Consider the following 16,186-nt stretch of genomic DNA (forward strand, 5'->3'; position numbering starts at 1 on the left):
TTTTATTAATGGCTCTATTAAATTTTAATATTGATAATCGAATATAATAAAAGGAAACCTAAATTTAAGGTTTCCCATTTTTACCAACAATTTAAATTTTAATAAATATTTTTTATCCAAGTAATAATTCGTAGTACCTGAACCGACTCAAACCAAGTAATGAAAAACAGGACAACAAAGAAAGAGATAAGTGATATGAATTTTAAGCTTCCATCTTCACGTCTAGCGATCGCTATAATACTCAGAACCACTCCAATTAAAAATGTAATATACCCTAATAGGATAATAGGCTCAGAATAGCTATCTATTATCCTATTTAATCCAAATAATAATAGTCCAAAAGTCATCAAGGTTATTGAAAATACACTAAATTTTTTCATAATTCAACCTCCAATATAATTTTACTATTTTATGGAGAGAATAGTTTTTTATGCGTATGAATGAACAACTACACTATAAAAATAGATAACTCAATTTATTTTTTCATTAAACAACTGCCTTCTTCTATTCCTTCAAAGGATTTCCACTCAATTATCCCGAATATATAAATAACCATTCTCACAAGGAGCGAATTTATATGAATCTATTCGAACACGAAACGTAAAACCGCTTCTCTTTCATAAGAGGTCCTCCCTTTTTCTTTTCTCATCATATCATTTACTTACAAAATAGGAGGATACAATTATGAAACGTGATCCATTATTTTTAACTTTATTAGAAAGTGCTAATACAAATTTTAGCGGTTGGGATTTTTCTTTTATTTCAGAAACCGGTCGAATGAAGAGTGAGCCTTTATCGTGGTCATATGGCAGTACAGCTTTCCAGCTTATGCAGCATGCAGAATCAATGCTCGATATGGGGACTGGCGGCGGAGAGTTTTTATCTATGTTACAACCGTTCCCGTCAACTATTTATGCTACTGAGGGCTACGCTCCAAACGTGCCAATTGCTCGAAAGAAATTAGAGCCTTTAGGGGTTATTGTTGTAGAGGTGAACGATGATACTGCATTGCCATTTCAAGATGGTCAGTTTAATCTAATCCTAAACCAACATGAATCATATGCTGCTTCTGAAGTAAAAAGAATTCTTTCTCCAAATGGAACATTTCTTACACAACAAGTTGGCGGTCTCGATTGTGCGGAACTTAATGACCAATTTGACACACCACTAAATAGTGAATTTGCAAGTTGGTCGCTTGAAGCGGCATGTAATGAACTACAGGAAAACGGATTTACTATCTTAGAAGCAAAAGAAGAATTCCCTTTCCAACGATTTTATGATATTGGCGCTATCGTCTATTATTTAAAAGCAATTCCATGGCAAATTTCTGATTTTACTGTCAAAAGGTATTATGAGGAATTATATCGTATACATGAAATCATCTTACAAAAAGATTATTTTGATGTGAAGCAACATCGGTTTATCATTAAGGCGATTCGTGACTAACGGAAAGGAGGCGGCAAAGCCACCTCTTTTTTGTTCCGTTTACGTATGTTCTCTACTCTTTCACCATAAGAAAAGTTATATCATACATATTACAATTCTGACCAATGAATTGTATTTCTGAAGCATATAATCACCTCGCATATATAATGAGAGTAAAAACGTGATTTTTCACTATCCTCTTCTATTGAGAAACAAGTTGTTTTTCATATCGCTTGTTCGCATCATCTTCTGTCAAACATGCAGTTGTGTAATTAATAATATTCCGGTTATCGTACGTGAATATATGTTTTAACTTATTTTCTTCTGTTAATACTGTCGGTAAGTATTTTGGTAAATTGCTAACTACACCTCTATTATCACCATCTAATATCCAATCAATTTCTTTCCATTCTAATAATCCTTCAGCCGTACGAAATGGTGTATTCATCTGCATGCCATCTGGCAGATCAGCAACGAACACATACATTCCTTCACTAGCCTGGGGCTCATCTTTACCTTTAAAACCAACAGTCCCTTTATACGTTACACTTGAAAGTTCTATACCCGTTTCCTCAAACGTTTCTCTAATTATTCCTTCGTATGGCGTTTCATTCTCTTATATTTTTCCTCCAACACCATTCCACATCCCCATATTCGGCTTTTTATTTCTATTTAATAGCAATATTTTATCACTTTTTCTAATAAAGCAAATTGTGTATTTGTACATACGATTATTTCCTTTCATTTTCCACATGAGTTATTTGGCTTATTTTCAAGTAAAAACACTCGCCTTACAATTCCTTACTACATAATATATAGTACAACTTTCATGCGTAAACACTTTACGTCAAACGAGAGAATCCTTTTTAGAAAGGAGAATTTAAAATCGATAATATAAGCAATGAATTTCTAAACCAATATTACAACAGCCTCGTGTGGTTAAACGATACACACTGGTTCGGGGTTCCAATCTGTAAACTTCCCTCTGATCTCTTTTTGTATCAAGAAATTATTTATGAATTAAAGCCCGATTTAATTATTGAATGCGGGACTTTTCACGGTGGTAGTGCACTGTATTTAGCTTCTATGTTAGATTTAATTGGAAAAGGTCACGTACTTACTATCGATATAACTCCGCAGCCAAATCGGCCATCACATAATCGGATTACGTATTTAACAGCATCTTCTGTTTCTGTGCAGGCCATCCAAACAATTGTAAGCATGCGCAAACCTGATGATGTGGTTTTAGTTATTTTAGATTCTGATCATAGTAAAGAACATGTCTCCAAAGAACTATTACTATATAAATCTATCGTCACTACTGGCAGTTATATGATTGTAGAAGATACCTCCATTAATGGAAATCCGCTTCTTCCCGATTGGGGTCCTGGCCCGATGGAAGCTGTGGATGAGTTTTTAACTAAAAATAATAACTTCATAATCGACGAGTCTAAACATAAATTTTTCATATCATTTAATCCAAAAGGTTTTTTAAAGAAAATAAAGTGAAACTTTAATAAGTGGGGTTTTGCTCATCCCCCACTTATTCTATCATTTTCATTTTTGAAAAAGGATAATATACAAATTCCACCTTGCCTATTATGTTATCTTCTTCAATATATCCTAAGCCATTTCGACTATCTCTACTTACTTCGCGGTTATCTCCCATTACAAATAACTTATTTGGCGGAATTTTTGTCTTTTGAAAATTATAAAATACTTGTGTGTTGTTAAATAAATCTTTGTTTGTATATGGTTCTTCTTGCTTTTTATCGTTCACATATACCTTTCCGTTCGTTATGTTAATTACATCACCAGGAAGCCCTATTACACGTTTCACATAATATTTCGATTCATCCTCTTCTTTTATAATGACAATTTCTCCGTGTTGTAAATTAGAAAGACGTACTACCGCTTTATTTACAAATACGTAGTCTTCTTCATATAAAGTCGGCTGCATCGATTCCCCTTCCACCTTACATAAAGTAAAAGAATGGTAGCCTATGACTATCACCAATATAAATAGTATGTACTTTCCCCAGCCTCTCTTAATCTCCTTTTTCATATCCATTCCCACCTTATAAAGCGCTTTTTAACTCAAAAAATATATCACTGCACAATATGTTTCCATGCAGTGATACTATTTTTACTGTGCCTTGTTCGGTTGTTCTACTGGAATTGAATTTGCATTTGATCTATTTGTTTTTAATTCAAAATACGCATCCAAAATCTCTTTACCAATCGCAGAATTAATTCCTGATTTATCATCATTCACCCATGGTACAACAACTGAAAAAGCTACTTCCGGATCAGCATCATATGGTGCATAACCGGCAAGAGTTAAATTATAACATTTTTTTCGGTTGTTGTTCTCATCTCTTCCAATATCACTTTCTCCACCATATACTGTCTCAGCTGTTCCTGTTTTTCCCGCTGGTTTATATGGTAGACCTTTAAACGTTCCGGTACCTGTTCCGTCAGCTTCTTGAAAAACTCTTCTAAATCCTTCTTTTACATGATTAATGTACGAAGTGTCCATATCCACTCTATTTAATACAACTGGTTCAATCGACCGAACGACTTTTCCTACATCCTCTGGTCTATTCGGTTGCTCTCTAACTTCTTGTACAATTTGTGGTTTCATTCGGTAACCGCCATTTGCAATGGTTGAAATATATTGCGCAAGCTGAAGCGGCGTATATGTATCATACTGTCCAATCGCGTAATCAAGTAAAAATCCGGGTATGTTATCAGTTCTACCTATTTGACCGATTGATTCATTTGGCAGGTCAATACCAGTCGACACACCTAGGCCAAATTGTCTAAAATAGTAGCGCATTTTATTAAATGTTTCTTGTTTAATGTCCAATGGATTGTTTGGGACATAATTAATGCCTGCCATTTTTAAAGCTGTATTAAACATATAAACGTTCGATGACACTTGCAAAGCTCTTAAATCATCAATATCTCCAAATTCTTTCCACGATTTCTTCGGCTTAGAACTTCCTTTAAAATACATTGGCGCATCAAAGAAATGTGTATACGGCTTAATCGCTTCTGTTTGATATCCAGTTAATAAAGTAGCCCCTTTTACAGTTGACCCTAACTCATAAGAACTTGTCATCGTTCCTAAGGCATAATCTTCTATTTGCATCCCGCCATCTTTATTTACAATTTTCTTTCCTGCCATTGATAAAATTTGACCGTTTTTCGGATTCATCATTACTACGAACGCACGATCCATCATCGGCTCTGCAGCATGAAAGGCTCGTAAATTCTTTTCAAGGCTTCCCTCTACTCTTTTCTGTAAATCCATATCGACTGTTAACATCAAGTTATTTCCACTTTTTCCTTCAGTCACTTTTTCTGTTCGAACAATCTTCCCTGTTTTATCCATAATATTTTTAGACTGTTCTTTCGTTCCATGTAGTGCATCTTCGTATTGTTTTTCGATGTAACTTTTACCAATACGGTCGTTTCGATTATAATCACGAACTAAATAATAATCTAATTGTTCTCTTGGCAACCCCTCATTTTCATTAGAAACGCTACCTAGTATAGAGCGCAGTATTTTATCATTTGGGTATTCACGTTCCCAATCTACTGTTGTATCTACCCCTGGTAAACTTGCCAACCTTTCACTAACGACAGCATATTCATTTTGACTTACATCTTTTTTAACGATTTGCGGCGTCATTTTATATCCCGCATTCATTTTGCTTTTAATTACTAATACTTCTATATCTTCCTTTGAAAGCTCATTTAATTCTTCTTGTGTAATTCTTTCCCGGCGCAGTTCTTCTACTTTTTTATCTAACTCTTTTCCTTCTATTTCTTGCTTTCTAAATTTACTCTCATCTTCTTTCGTTACTTTCGCTGCTGCCCGCTTTTCATTTAACTGCATCCAAAAATCTTTCTTATCTGTCTCTGTTAACTTATCAATGTCCTCTTGCGACATTTCAATTAGTTTGGCTAAATCTCTTGCTACTTGTAAAACTTCTTTCGAGTCTACTCCTCTCATTTTCGTATATGTAACGGTTCGCAATGGTTTATTATTTACAATAACGTGACCTTGCCGATCAAACATTTTCCCTCTAGGAACGGGAGTGCTTACCGTTACATCTTCCTTTTTATTTACTTCATTTCTATACGTTTCTCCATCAATGATTTGTACTTTACCTAATTGAATTATAATAGCTGAAAATAAAAGAAAGACAATAAAAAATAGTACATTTAACCGAAATGGAATATGAGTCTTTTTCTTTTTCGATTGTTTTTTCTGCTCCTTTTTCTGTCTCATTTCGCTCCCTCGCTTCATTCTATTAACATTTCTACGCAAAATCATTATGTATCAAATTTATTTATATGATATATATAGAATTTTATATTAATTATAAAAGAAATAAAAGATTTAATTTTCAGTTTTTTGTTTTTACATCCTATTTATTACCATTCCCTTAATGCACAATAACATGAATATTATTCTAAAAGAAAAATGGGGCAAATTGATTTTTATAAATTATAGAGATGTTGTTACTACATTATCAAAATGTTTTCATATGGCTTAAAACAGCGATAACTCAAATAAAAAACTGAGGCAGATACCTCAGTTTTTTCGATAACTTATTTCATTGAAGATAACCCTTCAACAAACTCACCAATCTTATTTTGAAAAACAAAATCAAAGTTATATTCCTGTCCTGTTAACTCTTCATTTACTAAAATAGTTGTTGCTCCTACTTCCCTCTTTGCGATTTCCGGGAATGAAGCGACAGGTTGTACTTTTAATGACGTTCCCATAACGAGAAGTACACCTGTTTCATATAAACGTTTCATCGCATTTTGATATTGCGGCAGTGTATCTCCGTATAAAACAACATCTGGATTTAAAATGAAATTACACTTCTCACAACGCGGTACTTCATGATCAATCATATACTGTAAATCATAGCCTGATTTACATTTTGGACAATGTGCTGTTTGAAGTGTTCCATGTAAATCGATGACATGCTTACTGCCACCTAATTGATGTAAACCGTCAATATTTTGCGTTAAAATCGTAATATCTTTCCCTTGTTCTTCTAGCTCAGCTAAAAAGCGATGGCCACGATTTGGTTTATATTGATGGAACGTATTAATTTGAAAGATTTCTTTATAATGCTTCCAAAATTCTTTCGGACTTCGGTTATAGTACCCTCTTGATAAGTACATCTCCACATTCGCATCAGCATACAATCCATTTGCTGAACGAAAATCTGGAATACCACTTTCCGTACTTGCACCAGCGCCTGTTAATACTGTAATTTTCTTCGCTTTTTCTAAAATTGAACGTACTTCTTCAAATTGTTGCACAAAAATCACCTCTATGTATTTTCCTATTCTTATTATACCAGTTGTTTACAGGAGGTGTTGTACAATTCATTTTACTTAATGCGTTGCGCCCCCAACCTCTACAATATCTACCTTAACTGTCGTCGTTACTTCGATTGCCAATTCTATCCCCTTACGAATAGTAGAAAGTGACATACTCGGTTGCCCTGGATAATTACTCGCTTGTTCTGGTAAAAACGGAATATGAATGAATCCGCCTTTTATTTTCTTATCATGTTTCTCTAGTTCATGCATAAGTCCATAGAATAAGTGATTACAAACGAATGTGCCTGCCGTCTGTGAAACAGATGACGGTATACCCTCTTCGCGAAGTTTTTTTACGATTGCTTTCATCGGAAGTGTAGACCAATACGCAATCGCTCCTTCTTCTACAACCGGTACATCTACCGGCTGATTCCCTTCATTGTCAGCGATTCTTGCATCATCAATATTAATTGCGATACGTTCTATCGTAATATCTGGTCTGCCCCCAGCTTGTCCAATGCATATAATAATTTCCGGCGCTAGTTCTTCTATATACTCTTTTAATACGCTTATTGATTTATGAAATACAGTTGGTACTTGTTTGCTTATTATCTTGTATTCTCCAATTGTTTTTTCATGCAAACCTTTTGCTACCTCCCAAGCTGGATTGATATTTTCTCCGCCGAACGGATCAAACCCTGTTAATAATACTGTTTTCATAGTTTTATCCTGGTTTAAAATTCTTATAAAAATCTATAAATTGTTGGCGAACCAAGTCAAATGCCAACTACCGAAAAGGAATTTCACCTTTTTCCTGTCCGTAAGGGTTGTGACCTTTTCATCCACCTATTGTGAAAGAATGACGGCAGGTTCCTGTTAGGAACGATCTGTTCTTGCATACTACCATTCATCCAAGTCAGTAGTATGCAAGAGGTTATAAGAAATAAACCAGTCCCCCCCCTTCTCATTTAAATTTTAAATATGAATTGTTGATTGCTCATATAAACAGTTTTGTGAAGAATGCTCCACAATTTCCAATTGTGATATTCTTTCCACGTTTGAATTGTTTGTAACCATTTTTTATATACTTTTTTCGTATTCTTTTTACTTTCTTCCATGGAAGCAACAAGAATACGCAGTTTTGTTGTAATTTGGTTTTTTAATAATAATATAATCTCTTGTGGTAATTGTTCTTGCAATTCCAATCCACGTCTTGCAATCGTGAATGCGGCTGCTTCATGAACACTAATACCGAAATTTTTACTGTATTTTAATTTTCCAATCACACTTGTATAAGCGGGGTTTACTGTTTTAACAGAAAATCCGTTACGAAGAGACATACGAATTAAACTGTTCAACATCTTTTTATACGTAAATTGATGGAAATTACGATTACTGTATTTATCAGTATCATGAGATTGTTGAAACTTTAAATCTTCTAAAACAATTCCACCTACATTGTTTTCCAATAACCATGTTTTAATTTGTTGTACGATTTGTCCAATTATCGTTGCGCGTTTATTTGTTAAAAACGCATTCAGATTGTGTAGATAAAAATTTTTTGAACCTTTAAAATTACCTTGTTTTGTACATAAACTAACTGCAATACGGTCCGGATTTACATCAATTCCTGCAATTACATCTGATTGTGGTGTTTCCTTCAAATCTAGTACACGACCTATTTGTGTTTCATCAAACGTAATATTTACATAAAATTCATTTTGTTTACGAATGATTTCTACACTATATTTTTGATGCTCTATAATCGGTTTTCCTTTTGGATTTACACCGATTCGCTTTCCCATAACGACATTTGTGATTTGATGATAAAAATGATATGGAATGATAATCGGAACTTTGATTCGTGGGCTTTTTGTTTTTCCATTTGTTCGTCCTAATGGATTTGCAATTTCTAACCATCCTTGCCCACAGTCATCAACTGTAATGCGCATGTTCAAATTCCCTTTTTTGCTTTTATCTCCACGAGAATATAATTGTCGTGTCCGCAAATCTTTCCATTCTTGATTGGATATCTTGTTTTTCATTCTTTCATAGAAATTTTTCCGCCCACCAAAAATAATAGGAGGTAATGTTTTATTTTTAATATGTTTTGCATACGTTTCAATTCTTTGTTCTAATTTTTGTTTTCGTTTTCTTAAGCCAATTAAACAAGTTTCTAATGCAACTTGTTTAGGTCTTTTTTTGCCGCGTTCATAATCATCTATTTTTTGTAACGTCTTTTCTAACTTTTTTTGATTGTTTTCTAGGTAAACAGGAAGAAGTTCTTTTTGAGAGAAAAGGATCGATTGCGCTTGTAAAATCGCATCTTCACAAAAACGTTTATTTAACAAATATTTAGGTTGTAGTTTTTTTATCAATTCTTTCTCGTTTTCGCCCTCAATCAAACGATTAAAACTATATCGTTTTGCACTTTCGAACGTACGGATTAAAGTAATTAAATCTTCCGTTTGTTCTTTTGTAATAGAATTGATTTTACAAGTACGTGTTGTTTTCATCCTTTCCCCCCTTTTCATCACCTGAAAATATTATAGGTTGAATTCTGTAAAATATAAAACCTGTAATTGTAAATTTTTATAGTTTTTTATAGATTCTCATTTACTGTTATTACCTCCTAATTAGAAACGATATACTAGGCCGTACATAATAAACATATTTATGATAAAAATTGAAAGAGCAATTGGTACTTGCGCTTTAATAACCGCATTTTTATCCTTTAGCTCTAAAAGCATCGCAGGTACGATATTAAAGTTTGCTGCCATTGGTGTAAGCAGCGTTCCGCAATATCCAGCAAACATACCGAGCGCTGCCATAATTGCTGGGTTTCCGCCGTGCATTTGAACTATTAAAGGTAATCCAATTCCGCCAGTAATAACAGCAAACGCTGCGAATGCATTTCCCATTACGACTGTAAATAGCATCATGCCTAAACAGTACGCCATAACGGCAACGAACGGATACTCTGTCGGTAGCACTTGTCCGACTAAGTCTGAAACAACTTGTCCAACGCCAGACTTCGCGAATATACCGCCAAGTGCTGCTAACATTTGTGGTAAAATTACCGCCCAGCCAACAGCTTGTAATAGTCTGCTTCCTTCTTGTACAGGTGTTGTTATTTTTGATTTTGTAATACGCATCGCCGCAACAAATGCAAGTAATGCACCAAACGCTAGTGCAACTAATGTTACTTTATCTGGATCAACAAGAGAGACATTTCCCCATTTAATTTTCCCTAAGGTCAACGTACCGATAATTGTAAAAATAGGAATTAATAGTGCAGGCATAAAAATTTTATTTTTTAATTTCTCAGCATGTTTCATACGTTCTTGTACTGGAACTTCTTTTTCCTCTGATTTTGTTACTTTATTTAGCGAGGCTAAAACGACCATAGCGAGCACGATACAGCCAACGTAAAACGAAGGAATTACATTTCCAAATAAAAATGTAACTGCAAACAATGCCCAAAATAAACTAGAACCGAATCTGTTTGGATGTTCACGATCGAATGCGATACGAACAGCGATAAAAGCAACGATTATCCCTAATGCATAATAGATTGTATCCATTGTGATGATGTTCATATTAAATTGCCTCCTTCTCTTCTTTTCCTTCTGCCTTCATTGTTTTCTCTATATATTTATCAAACCTTCTAAATCTAATCCAGCTTACAATAAGTGCAGATATTGCTGTCGGAATGCCCCAAAGTGCCATATCCCATACTCCGACATGCATACCTACTGAATCGAAGAATCCTTTCATTAATAAAATAGCTCCAGTTGCGATGAAAATATCTTCTCCGAAAAACCAAGCTGTATTTTCAGCAGCTGCTGCGTTTGCTTTAATCTTTTCTCTTAATTTTTCAGGAAGTTTACCGTATTTACCTTGCGCGGCCCCTTCTGCCATCGGTGCAACGAGCGGCCTTACTGTTTGCGCATGCCCACCAATATTAAGCCCTAGTGCTGCTGACGATTCTCTTATCGTAAAATATGACATTAATACTCTTCCAGTTGTTGCTCCTTTTGATTTCGTTATAAGTGCTTCGGCTCTTTCTTTTAAACCGTAACGCTCTAAAATTCCGATTACCGGTAAAGTTAATATAATTGGCATAGACATATATCTATTCTCTATGAAAAATTTACCGAACATGCTGATCACATCATAAAAACTTAATCCTGAAACCATACCAGTAACAATACCTGCAACCATAACTACTAAAAGTGTATTTAATCTAAATAAAAAGCCCACTGCAACAAGTAGTATTCCGATTAATTTAATCATTTCTAGCACTTCCCCCTATTTTTTATTTCGGTGCACAAATAGAAATACCATTGAGTTTGAATGTTCTGTATATTTTTTCTGCAAATTGTACTGCTTTTTCCCCATCACCGTGTAAACAAATCGTCTGCGCCTGAACTGCTACTTTCTCACCATTCACCGAATTTACATAGCCTTCTTTCACCATTTGAAGTACTTGCTTTATCGCTTCGTCTTCATCTTTTATAAGCGCATTTTCTTCTGTACGGCTCGTTAATGTACTATCTTGCTTATATGTACGATCCGCAAAAGCCTCTTGTACAAGAGTTACTTTGTATTTTTCTGCAGCCTGTATAAACGCCCCGCTATTTGCTAATCCATAAAGTAATAGACTTGGATTTATATGATAAATTGCCTTTGCAATTGCATCTGCAATTTCCGGATTAGTTGCCGCCATATTATATAGAGCTCCGTGCGGTTTCACATGATGCATCTTCCCTCCAGCCACTTTTACAAACCCTTCTAATGCGCCGATTTGATATAAAACATAATCGTATACTTCACTTGCTGAAACATTCATGTTTCTTCTACCGAATCCAATTAAATCAGGAAATCCAGGATGCGCCCCTATTGCTACGTTATGCTCCAAAGCTTTTTCAACAGTTTGACGCATAATAGACGGATCACCCGCATGAAAACCGCAAGCAACGTTTATAGAGGAAACGAACGGAAGAATTTCATCATCATTCCCCATTTTATAAGCGCCAAAACTTTCTCCTAAATCACAGTTTAAATCGATTGTAGTCATAATGTATTCCTCCTAATTTTAGCTTCGTAAAGCGATGAATTTCTTTAATAGATTCCTATTTACTTCTTGTTCTATGTACAATTGTTCCGCTTCTTCAAGCGTAATTTTCTCAAAAGAAACATAGTCCCCCGGCTTTAGCTGGGCAAGAAGAGGTAAATCTACTGAAATGATATTTCCCATTCTCGGATAGCCACCTGTCGTTTGCCTATCTGCCATTAATATAATCGGCTGTCCACCATTAGGAACTTGAATGGTTCCAAATGTAACAGGACTCGATAAAATCTCTTTTTCTTCAATCCTATTTAAAACTTCTCCCTCAACCCTATAGCCCATACGGTCAGCATAATTAGATACCTTATACTCTTTCGTAAAAAATGCCTTTCTACTTTCTTCTGTAAATTGATCGTATTCAAAGTCAGCTATGACACGAAGCTTAGGATGTTTCTTATACTTTGGTAGTACACTGTTGCTAATTGCCCATTTCGTTTTTATACGCTCATCTTTTTGTAAGTCTTGTATGAAACGATTCGCCATTTCTGGTTGTGCACCAATTTGGAAGTAGTCACCCTTTTTCAGCATTCTTCCTTCTATACCACCAATCGCAGCACGTATGTACGTACTTTTGCTTCCCATTGTACGCTCAATATGTATTCCACCCGCAAAGGTCACATACGCTCTGCAACCACTTTTCACTTTTCCAAAACAAAGCATACTACCTTCTTCCGCTAAAATTGGACGCCATAACGGGATACGCTCTCCATTCAATAACGGTTCCATATCTGCTCCGCCAATCGCAAGTAAAGTCGTTTTCTTTATTAACAATTTAGGTCCCATAATCGTCATTTCGAGTCCCGCTTCATTCTCTTCATTACCAACTAACATATTGATCATCCGAAGCGCACTTTGATCCATTGCACCGCCAACGGGTACACCGTATTGTTGATAATGAGATCGCCCTAAATCTTGGACTGTTGTAAACATTCCCGCATGCAAAACTTCTACATCCATTCTTTAACCTCCTCAAGTGATACGTACTCTTCCTTCGTTATTGGAATAAATCGTAAATACATACCACTTTGAATATATGTTGGTATTTCTTCTTCCGGATTAAATAATGAAATAGGAGTTCGGCCGATAATATTCCATCCTCCTGGTGTTTCAAGCGGATATATACCTGTTTGATTTCCGCCAATACCTACTGAACCAGGAGAGATTTGTAACCGTGGTGTTTCTTTTCTAGGTGTTTCTAATTCTTTTGAAAGTCCTCCTAAATACGGAAATCCTGGTGTAAAACCTAGCATATATACAAAATATGTAGTTTCACTATGTATTCGAATCACATCTTCTACTTGTAAACCGTGATAATGCGCGACTTCTTCTAAATCTGGTCCATATTCTCCCCCGTAGCACACTGGTATAGAAATATGTTTCACATTCTGTTTTACTTCTTCTTTATAAGAATCACACAGTTCCTTTATATACTGGCGAACGTAATCATGTGACCTTTCACTTCTCTCATTTCCCTTCCATACTTCGTATACATTGTAGTAAACAGCTAATGAAGTAAACGACGGAACGCACTCTATCATTCCTGCAAACGGATGTTGCTGCAGTGCTTGAAATAACCGCTGTACTTTCTCATATATATCCATCTTAATTTCTTCACCAAATGTAACAATAATTGCTTGATCCCCTAACGCAGAAAATTTCATCCTACTCCCTCTTTCTATGCCAAAAAGCCGAGTTCTTTCGAAATGCGATGCGCTGTTTCTTTCACCTTCGCAATAAAATATGAAATGTTACTTTCGCTGTACTCAATTGCTAATCCCGAAATACTAATGCCTGCTACAACCATTCCACCGCTCGCAAAAATAGGCGCTGCTATAGCTGCTGTATGATTTTCTAACTCAGAGTAGCTAATTGTGTAGCCTTCCTTTTTTGCCATTTGCAACACTTCTAACAATTGTTCCTTATCCACGATTGTTCCATCTGCAAACTGTTTTAAATTCACTTCCTCTATGTATCTCCGTTTCTCTTCCTCAGAGAAATACGATAGTAAAATTCTTGGACATGCACCAGCATAAAGCGGTGCTCTTCTTCCAACCGCCGTATACACGCGTACTGGCTGAACACCTTCCATCTTTTCAACATAAATTGCGTCATTACCATCTTGAATTATTAAATTAACTGCCTGTCCTAAACTATCTCTAAGTTCTTTCATATAAGGAATTGCTATATTTCTTACTGATAATCGTTGTGAAACAAGTTGACCGAACCGTAAAAATACGACCCCTAAACGATATTTCCCCTTTTCGTTTTTTTGTAAAAACTCCATCTCTTCCAACGAGCCAATTAAACGATAAACAGATGTTTTCGGCATATTTGTAAGCTGAACCATCTCAGTTAAACTTAGCTCTTCATGCTCATAAAACAACTCTAAAATATCCATTGTCTTAACTGCCGTTTTATTTATACTCATTCTATCTCCCTTTCGTTCCGAATTATGGAACTTAAATTCCGTTTTTCGAAACAAATATATAATTTAAAATTATAAAATATTCTTTCAATTCAATCAATAGATTTTAAGCAAATAAAAAAGTATGGAAGGATACCTCTCCCATACTTCACCACACTTTATAACGCTCTTACTTGTTCCAACGGCCAGAAAACAGCTTGTCCTTTTCCGACGATTTCATCTTCTGAAATAAAGCCAAACATGCGACCATCCTTAGAAACTTCACGATTATCCCCTAAAACAAATACTTGGCCTTCTGGCACTTTCGTTTTCCCAGTGATTTGTTCTAACGTAAAGTCTGGAGTTAATACACGGCCTACTGCTTTTTCTTTAAACTGTTTTAAATATGGTTCTTCCATCGCTTTGCCGTTTACATATAAAACATCATTTTTATACTCAACTGTATCGCCTGGCAAACCAATTACTCGTTTTACTAAATCATATCCTTCTTTTCCGTGGAAGACGATAATATCAAAGCGATCTAATCCACTTATACTATAACCAATCTTATTCACGAGAACTCGTTCGTTATTTTTTAAAGTGGGCATCATTGATTCACCTTGCACTAAAGAAGGTGTAAATAAAACACCGCGAATAATAGCAATTAATACAAGGGTAAAACCTATCGTTTTAGCCCAAGAGAATAATTCTTTCTTCGTATTTTCCTTCATCGTTTCTCCTCTTTCTTAAGCACTTATTTTATTATTTCAACTAATTCTTGTACTAAATTAGGATCTATTTCAGAAAAACATGATTTCCCTTCTCTTACCGCTGTACCGACATGCGCCTGCTTGATTCCAGTTTCATCTAGCAATCGCTTTATATTTTCTTTCGTCACGCCAGCTCCAGCTACAAGCTGAATTTGACCATCACTTACCTTTTGCATTTCAGTAAGCACCGGAATATTCTCTACTATATTTCCTTGTCCACCTGAAGTTAGAACGTGAGTCACTTTATGAAACTTCTTTAAAGTGTTCATTGCTTCTACTGGATTTTCTATATCATCTATCGCACGGTGGTACGTTACATTTATTCCATCTACAACAGATAGTAAATCCGCTAATTTCTCTTCATCCACTTCATTTCGTTCGTTTAATACGCCTAACACTACACCAGCTGCTCCTAACTTCTGTGCAACTATAATATCTTCTTTCATCATTTCAATTTCTTCTTCCGTATATGTAAAAGACTTCGCATGCGGACGAATCATAACATGAATTGGTATACTTACCGCTTCTACCGCTTTTTTTATAAAAGCATAACTCGGTGTTAAACCACCTTCTGTATAAGATGAAATTAATTCAATCCGCTTCCCGCCAGCACTTTCAATTCGTTTTACATCTTCTAAACATGTTGCAATAACCTCTAGCATGAGATGACCTCTTTTCGTGCTTTTTTCTTATTATAACATTAGTAAAAATAAGAAGCCTAGCTTTCTCCTTTAAAACTTAAAAAAGAAGAATGAAAAGAAAGATTTTTTAATCGATATGTAAGAACATAGCTTTTTCTTTTATAGTTTTTATTCTATCTATGAGAAGTGTTAATATATTTCTTATGAAAAAGCCTCCCTTTATACTTACTTTATTTCAGTTTCTTATTTTTTACATTTTACCATTTAAAAATATACACCAAGTTTCCCATACATCTATCCCTAACGACTCAAATTATTACTATTTCATCAATTCTAAATGTAAAAATACCTATTAATCTTTAAATTTTGTTGATAACGATAATTATATTATCAACTTCAAATTCATCAATATCCCCTGCTTATTTTGAGTTAAGCAAGGGATCTAATTAGAGAATCAATG

The 16,186-nt window shown here is 35.0% G+C and carries 16 protein-coding genes and 1 pseudogene; 2 read left to right on the top strand and 15 right to left on the bottom strand.

All coding sequences use genetic code 11. The annotated features are described in order from the left end of the window. Positions 1-98: 98 nt before the first annotated feature. Positions 99-380, bottom strand: coding sequence for a hypothetical protein (locus tag MR136_RS12885; protein ID WP_078421501.1), 282 nt, complete (start codon positions 378-380; stop codon positions 99-101). Positions 381-684: 304 nt separating this feature from the next. Between MR136_RS12885 and MR136_RS12890 the strand changes: the two genes are divergently transcribed. Further along, the gene (locus MR136_RS12890; RefSeq protein ID WP_078421500.1) at positions 685-1,446 is read left to right on the top strand and encodes a class I SAM-dependent methyltransferase; all 762 of its coding nucleotides are present in this window, start codon (positions 685-687) and stop codon (positions 1,444-1,446) included. Between the two features lie 181 nt (positions 1,447-1,627). Here the strand turns inward: MR136_RS12890 and MR136_RS12895 are convergent. Further along, positions 1,628-2,152 (bottom strand): annotated as a pseudogene (locus MR136_RS12895) (NUDIX hydrolase). A 158-nt stretch (positions 2,153-2,310) separates the two neighbouring features. On the opposite strand from MR136_RS12895, the gene MR136_RS12900 reads away from it, so the two are divergent. Beyond that, positions 2,311-2,934, top strand: a complete 624-nt coding sequence (locus MR136_RS12900; RefSeq protein ID WP_265736937.1) for a cephalosporin hydroxylase family protein — start codon at positions 2,311-2,313, stop codon at positions 2,932-2,934. A gap of 34 nt (positions 2,935-2,968) precedes the next feature. Here the strand turns inward: MR136_RS12900 and lepB (MR136_RS12905) are convergent, their stop codons facing one another. The 13 genes from lepB (MR136_RS12905) to MR136_RS12965 form a co-directional block, all read right to left on the bottom strand. Further along, positions 2,969-3,490, bottom strand: a complete 522-nt coding sequence (gene lepB, locus MR136_RS12905) for a signal peptidase I (RefSeq protein WP_002094069.1) — start codon at positions 3,488-3,490, stop codon at positions 2,969-2,971. Positions 3,491-3,571: 81 nt separating this feature from the next. Further along, positions 3,572-5,725, bottom strand: a complete 2,154-nt coding sequence (locus tag MR136_RS12910; RefSeq protein ID WP_078421499.1) for a peptidoglycan D,D-transpeptidase FtsI family protein — start codon at positions 5,723-5,725, stop codon at positions 3,572-3,574. 323 nt (positions 5,726-6,048) lie between these two features. Beyond that, positions 6,049-6,786 (bottom strand): NAD-dependent protein deacylase, encoded by a 738-nt coding sequence (locus MR136_RS12915; RefSeq protein WP_074554685.1) that lies wholly within the window; start codon positions 6,784-6,786, stop codon positions 6,049-6,051. Positions 6,787-6,852: 66 nt separating this feature from the next. Continuing rightward, positions 6,853-7,500 carry a pyroglutamyl-peptidase I gene (pcp, locus tag MR136_RS12920; protein WP_000859708.1) on the bottom strand — a complete coding sequence of 216 codons (648 nt, stop codon included), beginning with the start codon at positions 7,498-7,500 and terminating at the stop codon, positions 6,853-6,855. Positions 7,501-7,748: 248 nt separating this feature from the next. Beyond that, positions 7,749-9,296 (bottom strand): IS200/IS605 family accessory protein TnpB-related protein, encoded by a 1,548-nt coding sequence (locus tag MR136_RS12925; protein ID WP_000859083.1) that lies wholly within the window; start codon positions 9,294-9,296, stop codon positions 7,749-7,751. Positions 9,297-9,416: 120 nt separating this feature from the next. Continuing rightward, positions 9,417-10,379 (bottom strand): DUF979 domain-containing protein, encoded by a 963-nt coding sequence (locus tag MR136_RS12930; RefSeq protein WP_078421498.1) that lies wholly within the window; start codon positions 10,377-10,379, stop codon positions 9,417-9,419. 1 nt (position 10,380) lies between these two features. Next, positions 10,381-11,076 (bottom strand): DUF969 domain-containing protein, encoded by a 696-nt coding sequence (locus MR136_RS12935; RefSeq protein WP_000593392.1) that lies wholly within the window; start codon positions 11,074-11,076, stop codon positions 10,381-10,383. A gap of 22 nt (positions 11,077-11,098) precedes the next feature. After that, complete coding sequence (gene pxpA / locus MR136_RS12940) at positions 11,099-11,860, bottom strand: 5-oxoprolinase subunit PxpA (RefSeq protein WP_078421497.1); 762 nt, start codon at positions 11,858-11,860, stop codon at positions 11,099-11,101. Between the two features lie 18 nt (positions 11,861-11,878). Further along, the gene (locus tag MR136_RS12945; RefSeq protein WP_078421496.1) at positions 11,879-12,868 is read right to left on the bottom strand and encodes a 5-oxoprolinase subunit C family protein; all 990 of its coding nucleotides are present in this window, start codon (positions 12,866-12,868) and stop codon (positions 11,879-11,881) included. Continuing rightward, the gene (gene pxpB, locus MR136_RS12950) at positions 12,859-13,572 is read right to left on the bottom strand and encodes a 5-oxoprolinase subunit PxpB (RefSeq protein ID WP_088338898.1); all 714 of its coding nucleotides are present in this window, start codon (positions 13,570-13,572) and stop codon (positions 12,859-12,861) included. The genes MR136_RS12945 and pxpB overlap by 10 nt, the downstream gene beginning before the upstream one ends. Before the next feature lie 14 nt (positions 13,573-13,586). Next, the gene (locus MR136_RS12955) at positions 13,587-14,339 is read right to left on the bottom strand and encodes an IclR family transcriptional regulator (RefSeq protein ID WP_063536745.1); all 753 of its coding nucleotides are present in this window, start codon (positions 14,337-14,339) and stop codon (positions 13,587-13,589) included. A 155-nt stretch (positions 14,340-14,494) separates the two neighbouring features. Then, on the bottom strand, positions 14,495-15,046 hold the full coding sequence (gene lepB / locus MR136_RS12960; protein ID WP_000662501.1) for a signal peptidase I: 552 nt from the start codon (positions 15,044-15,046) through the stop codon (positions 14,495-14,497). Positions 15,047-15,069: 23 nt separating this feature from the next. Beyond that, on the bottom strand, positions 15,070-15,747 hold the full coding sequence (locus MR136_RS12965; protein WP_078421494.1) for a copper homeostasis protein CutC: 678 nt from the start codon (positions 15,745-15,747) through the stop codon (positions 15,070-15,072). Positions 15,748-16,186: the final 439 nt, after the last annotated feature.

It is taken from the genome of Bacillus cereus group sp. BfR-BA-01311, from assembly GCF_022664295.1.
In the GTDB taxonomy this organism is placed as follows: Bacteria; Bacillota; Bacilli; order Bacillales; family Bacillaceae_G; genus Bacillus_A; species Bacillus_A cereus.